Origin of the sequence: Enterobacter cloacae complex sp. IR5403 (assembly GCF_049238705.1) — a bacterium.
Taxonomy (GTDB): domain Bacteria; phylum Pseudomonadota; class Gammaproteobacteria; order Enterobacterales; family Enterobacteriaceae; genus Enterobacter; species Enterobacter hormaechei_C.
This window is the reverse complement of record NZ_JBMKHP010000008.1, coordinates 186442-193440: the sequence shown is the minus strand read 5'-3', so window position 1 is coordinate 193440 and position 6999 is coordinate 186442. Positions and strand designations below refer to the sequence as shown.

The following is a 6999-nucleotide window of genomic DNA, read 5'->3' as shown; positions in this document are numbered from 1 at the left end:
GGGGACGTCGTGCCCGCGACGCGGGCACGACAGAGGGATCAGTGTTTTTCACCAATCGGTAGAATGGTGCGGTCGAACTGCTCGTTCAGCACTTCACCCATCGCCAGGTAGATTGCGCTTGCGCCGCACACCAGACCGACCCAGCCGGCAACGTGAACGATGCCTTCGTTATCCGCCAGGTGACCGATGGCCAGCAGGGCGAACAGGACGGTCAGGCTCAGGAAGACGAATTGCAGCGCGCGGTTCGCCTTAAGGGTACCGAAGAACATGAACAGGGTGAACACGCCCCACAGTCCCAGGTACACGCCCAGGAAATGGGCGTTTGCCGCCTCCGCCAGGCCCATTTTAGGCATCAGCAGAATTGCGACCAGGGTCAGCCAGAAGGAACCGTAAGAGGTAAAGGCGGTTAAGCCGAAGGTGTTGCCTTTCTTATATTCCAGCAGGCCCGCAAAGATTTGTGCGATACCGCCGTAAAAAATGCCCATCGCCAGGATAATGCCGTCCATCGGGAACATCCCGATATTGTGCAGGTTCAGCAGAATGGTGGTCATGCCAAAACCCATCAGGCCCAGCGGAGCCGGATTAGCCAACTTAGTGTTGCCCATAAGTCCTCAAAAAATCATCATTAATATGGTGAAATGGTTAAACCCGCGCCAGTTCTCCCTGACGGGGCGCGGCATCATAATGGGCGGCATCGACGCCGTCTATGATCTCATCGGGGTGAAATTAAAAAATTTTTTATCCTTCCCCCTTGATGGATGCCGTTGTGACCCCATCTTGTAAGCAACCGCAGTGTGTGGACCTGAAAAAAATCAAATCTGGGCAGTTGAAAAAGCACGTTCTGCCCTTATTACAGGTACACAACCACATGTTGACTGAATTTTTAGTGGAGACGTTTAGATGGGTAAAATTATTGGTATCGACCTGGGTACTACCAACTCTTGTGTAGCGATTATGGATGGCACTACTGCACGTGTGCTGGAGAACGCCGAGGGCGATCGCACCACGCCTTCTATCATTGCTTATACCCAGGATGGTGAAACTCTGGTTGGTCAGCCGGCTAAACGTCAGGCAGTGACAAACCCGCAAAACACCCTGTTTGCGATCAAACGCCTGATTGGCCGCCGCTTCCAGGACGAAGAAGTTCAGCGTGACGTTTCCATCATGCCTTACAAAATCATCGCAGCCGATAACGGCGATGCATGGCTTGATGTGAAAGGCACCAAAACGGCACCTCCGCAGATCTCTGCTGAAGTGCTGAAGAAAATGAAGAAAACCGCGGAAGATTACCTGGGTGAACCGGTAACTGAAGCTGTTATCACCGTACCTGCTTACTTCAACGATGCTCAGCGTCAGGCAACCAAAGATGCTGGCCGTATCGCAGGTCTGGAAGTAAAACGTATCATCAACGAACCAACCGCAGCAGCACTGGCTTACGGTCTGGATAAAGAAGTTGGCAACCGTACTATCGCGGTTTACGACCTGGGTGGTGGTACCTTCGATATCTCTATTATCGAAATCGACGATGTTGACGGCGAAAAAACCTTCGAAGTTCTGGCAACCAATGGTGATACTCACCTGGGTGGTGAAGACTTCGATACCCGTCTGATCAACTACCTCGTTGACGAGTTCAAGAAAGATCAGGGCATTGACCTGCGTAACGACCCGCTGGCTATGCAGCGCCTGAAAGAAGCCGCTGAGAAAGCGAAGATCGAGCTGTCTTCCGCTCAGCAGACCGACGTGAACCTGCCGTACATCACCGCAGACGCGACCGGTCCAAAACACATGAACATCAAAGTGACCCGTGCGAAACTGGAAAGCCTGGTAGAAGACCTGGTGAACCGTTCTATCGAGCCACTGAAAGTTGCATTGCAGGACGCTGGCCTGTCCGTGTCTGACATTCAGGACGTTATCCTGGTAGGTGGTCAGACTCGTATGCCAATGGTTCAGAAGAAAGTTGCTGAATTCTTTGGTAAAGAGCCACGTAAAGACGTGAACCCGGACGAAGCGGTTGCTATCGGTGCTGCGGTTCAGGGTGGTGTACTGACCGGTGAAGTGAAAGACGTTCTGCTGCTGGACGTTACCCCGCTGTCTCTGGGTATCGAAACCATGGGTGGCGTGATGACTCCGCTCATCAACAAGAACACCACTATCCCGACGAAACACAGCCAGGTGTTCTCTACCGCTGAAGACAACCAGTCTGCGGTAACCATCCATGTGATTCAGGGTGAGCGTAAGCGCGCGGCGGATAACAAATCTCTGGGTCAGTTCAACCTGGACGGTATTAACCCGGCACCACGCGGCATGCCACAGATCGAAGTCACCTTCGACATCGATGCTGACGGTATCCTGCACGTGTCTGCGAAAGACAAAAACAGCGGTAAAGAGCAGAAGATCACCATCAAGGCATCTTCTGGCCTGAACGAAGCGGAAATCGAAAAAATGGTTCGTGATGCCGAAGCTAACGCGGAATCCGACCGTAAGTTCGAAGAGCTGGTTCAGACCCGTAACCAGGGTGACCATCTGCTGCACAGCACCCGTAAGCAGGTTGAAGAAGCGGGCGATAAACTGCCAGCGGAAGACAAAACTGCGATCGAAACTGCACTGAGCGCGCTGGAAACGTCTCTGAAAGGCGAAGACAAAGCGGACATCGAAGCGAAGATGCAGGAGCTGGCACAGGTTTCTCAGAAGCTGATGGAAATCGCTCAGCAGCAGCACGCACAGCAGCAGGCGGGCGCTGATGCTTCCCAGAACAACGCGAAAGACGACGATGTTGTCGACGCTGAGTTCGAAGAAGTGAAAGACAAAAAATAATCGCCCTGATGCAGGGTAAGTAATCGGCACGGGCGTAGGAGAATTCTCCACGCCCGTGCTCGCATGTTAAGGGGCTTAAAAAAACCAATGGCAAAGCAAGACTATTACGAGATTTTAGGCGTTCCGAAAACTGCGGAAGAGCGTGAAATCAAAAAGGCGTATAAGCGCCTGGCCATGAAATTCCACCCTGACCGTAATCAGGGTGACAAAGAGGCTGAAGCCAAATTTAAAGAGATTAAAGAAGCCTACGAAGTCCTGACCGATGCACAAAAACGTGCGGCCTATGATCAGTATGGTCACGCGGCCTTTGAACAGGGCGGCATGGGCGGCGGTGGATTTGGTGGCGGCGGCTTCGGCGGCGGCGCTGATTTCAGCGATATCTTTGGTGATGTATTTGGCGATATCTTCGGCGGCGGGCGTGGTCGTCAGCGCGCGGCGCGCGGCGCAGACCTGCGCTACAACATGGACCTGACGCTGGAAGAAGCGGTTCGTGGCGTAACCAAAGAGATCCGTATCCCGACGCTGGAAGAGTGTGACGTTTGCCACGGCAGCGGCGCGAAAGCGGGGACTCAGCCACAGACCTGCCCAACCTGTCACGGTTCCGGTCAGGTGCAGATGCGCCAGGGCTTCTTCGCGGTGCAGCAGGCCTGTCCGCACTGTCATGGTCGCGGTACGCTGATTAAAGATCCGTGCACCAAATGTCACGGTCACGGTCGCGTGGAGAAAACCAAAACGCTGTCCGTTAAGATCCCGGCAGGCGTGGATACGGGCGACCGCATCCGTCTGGCAGGTGAGGGTGAAGCCGGCGAGCACGGCGCACCGGCAGGCGATCTGTACGTTCAGGTTCAGGTGAAGCAGCACGCCATCTTCGAGCGTGAAGGTAACAACCTGTACTGTGAAGTGCCGATCAACTTTGCGATGGCGGCGCTGGGCGGCGAAATCGAAGTGCCGACGCTGGACGGTCGCGTTAACCTGAAAATCCCTGGCGAAACCCAGACCGGCAAGCTGTTCCGCATGCGCGGCAAAGGCGTTAAATCCGTTCGCGGTGGCGCGCAGGGTGACCTGTTATGCCGCGTGGTCGTGGAAACGCCGGTCGGCCTGAACGATAAGCAGAAACAGCTGCTGAAAGAGCTTCAGGAAAGCTTTGGCGGCCCGACGGGTGAGAAAAACAGCCCGCGCTCCAAAAGCTTCTTCGATGGCGTCAAAAAATTCTTCGACGATTTAACCCGCTAACCCGCCAGCTGGTTACTATCCTTTAAAGCCCGGAAGCGATTCCGGGCTTTTTGCTTTATAGCGTTATACCTCGGTTAAACTGAATCTATAACCAATATTAATCTGTTTTTACCGATCTGTTTGCGCTGATATTATGGTTTTACCGAGGTATTGTTGTAAAAGAGAGTTTAAACGTGAAATTACTACACCGTTTCTTTAGCAGTGAGGCATCCGGCGGCGTCATCCTGATTATTGCTGCTGCGGCCGCCATGCTGCTCGCCAATATGGGCATGACGCGCGATCTCTATCACGCATTTCTGGAAACGCCCGTCGAGCTGAAGGTCGGGGCGCTGGAAATTAACAAGAACATGCTGCTGTGGATCAACGATGCGCTGATGGCGGTGTTCTTCCTGCTGGTGGGCCTGGAGGTTAAACGTGAGCTGGTGATCGGTTCGCTTGCCAGCCGTCAGCGCGCGGCGTTTCCGGTGATCGCGGCGATTGGCGGGATGATCGTTCCGGCGTTGCTCTTTCTCGCGTTTGCGTGGCAGGATCCGGTTGCGCGTGGCGGCTGGGCGATCCCGGCCGCAACGGATATCGCGTTTGCGCTCGGGGTCTTAGCCTTGCTCGGTAGCCGCGTCCCGGTAGCACTGAAAATTTTCCTGATGGCGCTGGCGATTATCGATGACCTGGGCGCTATCGTGATTATCGCGCTGTTCTACACCAGCGATCTGTCGGTTCTGTCGCTGAGCGTGGCGGCCGTGGCTATTGCGGTGCTGGCGTTGCTGAACGTCTTCAACGTCCGACGCACGGGGATTTATATTCTGGTGGGCATGGTACTGTGGACGGCGGTGCTGAAGTCTGGCGTGCATGCCACGCTGGCGGGCGTCATCGTTGGCTTCTTTATTCCGCTGAAGGAGCAGGACGGCAAATCGCCTGCCAGACAGCTGGAGCATGTGCTTCATCCGTGGGTGGGCTTTATGATCCTGCCGCTGTTTGCGTTTGCCAACGCGGGTGTTTCCCTGGCCGGGGTTACCCTGGACGGACTCACCTCCGTGCTGCCGCTGGGTATCATCGCCGGTCTGTTTATCGGTAAGCCGCTGGGCATCAGCCTGTTCTGCTGGCTGGCGCTGAAGCTGAAGCTGGCGTCATTGCCAAACGGGACCACCTTTAGCCAGATTATGGCCGTCGGCGTGCTGTGCGGTATTGGATTCACCATGTCGATCTTTATCTCGACGCTGGCGTTTGGCGCAAACGCGCCTGAGCTTATCGTCTGGGCAAAACTCGGCATTCTCATCGGGTCATTACTGGCCGCAGTCATTGGTTATACCTTGTTGAAGGTGAAATTATCCGGACAGGCTGTCCAGGCATAACGGAAAACCGGGAGGAGGGGGCTCCTTCTCCCGATACACACTCAGGGAGAGAACACGCGATGTCTCATTTGAATTACAACCATCTTTATTACTTCTGGCACGTTTATAAACAGGGCTCGGTCGTGGGGGCGGCAGAAGCGCTTTACCTGACGCCACAGACTATTACCGGGCAAATCAAAGCCCTGGAAGAGCGCTTGCAGGGAAAGCTTTTTAAGCGGAAAGGGCGTGGCATTGAGCCGAGCGAGCTGGGTGAGCTGGTGTTCCGCTATGCGGACAAGATGTTCACCCTGAGCCAGGAGATGCTGGATATCGTTAACTATCGCAAAGAGTCTAACCTCCTCTTTGACGTGGGCGTGGCGGATGCGTTGTCGAAACGGCTGGTAAGCGGCGTGCTGGATGCCGCCGTCGTTGAGGATGAGCAAATTCATCTGCGCTGCTTTGAGTCCACCCACGAGATGCTGCTGGAACAGCTGAGCCAGCATAAGCTGGATATGATTATCTCGGACTGCCCAATCGACTCCACGCAGCAGGAAGGCTTGTTCTCGGTGAAAATTGGCGAATGCGGCGTCAGTTTCTGGTGCATCAATCCGCCGCCGGAAAAACCGTTTCCGGCCTGTCTGGAAGAGCGCCGCTTGCTGGTTCCGGGGAGACGATCCATGCTCGGACGTAAGCTGCTGAACTGGTTTAACTCGCAGGGGCTGAACGTAGAAATTCTCGGTGAGTTCGACGATGCGGCGCTGATGAAAGCCTTTGGCGAGGCGCACAACGCTATCTTCGTTGCCCCGACGCTGTATGCGCACGATCTCTATTCAGACGACAAGATTACCGAGATTGGCAGGGTGGATAACGTGATGGAAGAGTATCACGCCATATTCGCCGAAAGGATGATTCAGCATCCGGCGGTGCAGCGAATCTGCAACCGCGACTACTCGGCGCTGTTTACGCCGCCAGCAATCTGAAGACATAAAAAAACCCGCGTTAAGCGGGTTCTTTCAAACAAGCAACAACAAGTGGCGATTAAGCCAGTTTGTTGATCTGCGCGGTCAGGTTTGCTTTATGACGCGCTGCTTTGTTTTTGTGGATCAGACCTTTAGCAGCCTGACGATCCACGATTGGTTGCATTTCGTTAAATGCGTTCTGCGCTGCAGCTTTGTCGCCAGCTTCGATTGCTGCGTATACTTTCTTGATGAAAGTACGCATCATAGAGCGACGGCTTGCATTGTGCTTACGAGCCTTTTCAGACTGAACGGCACGTTTCTTAGCTGATTTGATATTAGCCAAGGTCCAACTCCCAAATATGATCTATGTGGACAATTCAAAGGCCGAGGAATATGCCCTCTATACCTTCTTTTGTCAATGGATTTGTGCAAATAAGCGCCGTTAATGTGGCGACGCTACGTTACGTAGTGATGGCGCAGGATTCTACCAGCTTGTCGTTCGTGAATACAGCTTTTCGGCGTAAAAATCGCAGTTCGCGGGCAGATTTTTTTGCTGTGAAAGGTCAGCGTGATGAAATCATACGGCTTTCTGTTTAGCGTGAACAATCGCCGGTTAACCTTAACCGCTGTACAAGGTATACTTTGGCGATTTTCACTGTTTTGAG

Annotated in this window: 6 protein-coding genes and 1 pseudogene; 5 read left to right on the top strand and 2 right to left on the bottom strand. The window is 53.9% G+C overall.

The window, feature by feature from the left end:
* Positions 1-38: 38 nt before the first annotated feature.
* The gene (gene satP / locus ACOTW6_RS13815; protein WP_003856474.1) at positions 39-605 is read right to left on the bottom strand and encodes an acetate uptake transporter; all 567 of its coding nucleotides are present in this window, start codon (positions 603-605) and stop codon (positions 39-41) included.
* Between the two features lie 295 nt (positions 606-900).
* On the opposite strand from satP, the gene dnaK reads away from it, so the two are divergent.
* From dnaK to nhaR, 4 genes are all read left to right on the top strand, one after another.
* Positions 901-2814 carry a molecular chaperone DnaK gene (gene dnaK / locus ACOTW6_RS13810; RefSeq protein ID WP_006810169.1) on the top strand — a complete coding sequence of 638 codons (1914 nt, stop codon included), beginning with the start codon at positions 901-903 and terminating at the stop codon, positions 2812-2814.
* An 87-nt stretch (positions 2815-2901) separates the two neighbouring features.
* Entirely contained in the window at positions 2902-4047 is a 1146-nt protein-coding gene (gene dnaJ / locus ACOTW6_RS13805; RefSeq protein ID WP_008502040.1) for a molecular chaperone DnaJ, read from the top strand.
* Positions 4048-4220: 173 nt separating this feature from the next.
* Positions 4221-5396, top strand: a complete 1176-nt coding sequence (gene nhaA, locus ACOTW6_RS13800; protein ID WP_062932379.1) for a Na+/H+ antiporter NhaA — start codon at positions 4221-4223, stop codon at positions 5394-5396.
* 59 nt (positions 5397-5455) lie between these two features.
* On the top strand, positions 5456-6355 hold the full coding sequence (nhaR, locus tag ACOTW6_RS13795; RefSeq protein ID WP_003856462.1) for a transcriptional activator NhaR: 900 nt from the start codon (positions 5456-5458) through the stop codon (positions 6353-6355).
* Between the two features lie 58 nt (positions 6356-6413).
* On the opposite strand, the gene rpsT is transcribed toward nhaR, so the two are convergent.
* Positions 6414-6677, bottom strand: a complete 264-nt coding sequence (gene rpsT / locus ACOTW6_RS13790; protein WP_003856458.1) for a 30S ribosomal protein S20 — start codon at positions 6675-6677, stop codon at positions 6414-6416.
* A 115-nt stretch (positions 6678-6792) separates the two neighbouring features.
* On the opposite strand from rpsT, the pseudogene ACOTW6_RS13785 reads away from it, so the two are divergent.
* Positions 6793-6998, top strand: a pseudogene (locus tag ACOTW6_RS13785) (DUF2575 domain-containing protein); the annotation flags it as partial.
* Position 6999: the final 1 nt, after the last annotated feature.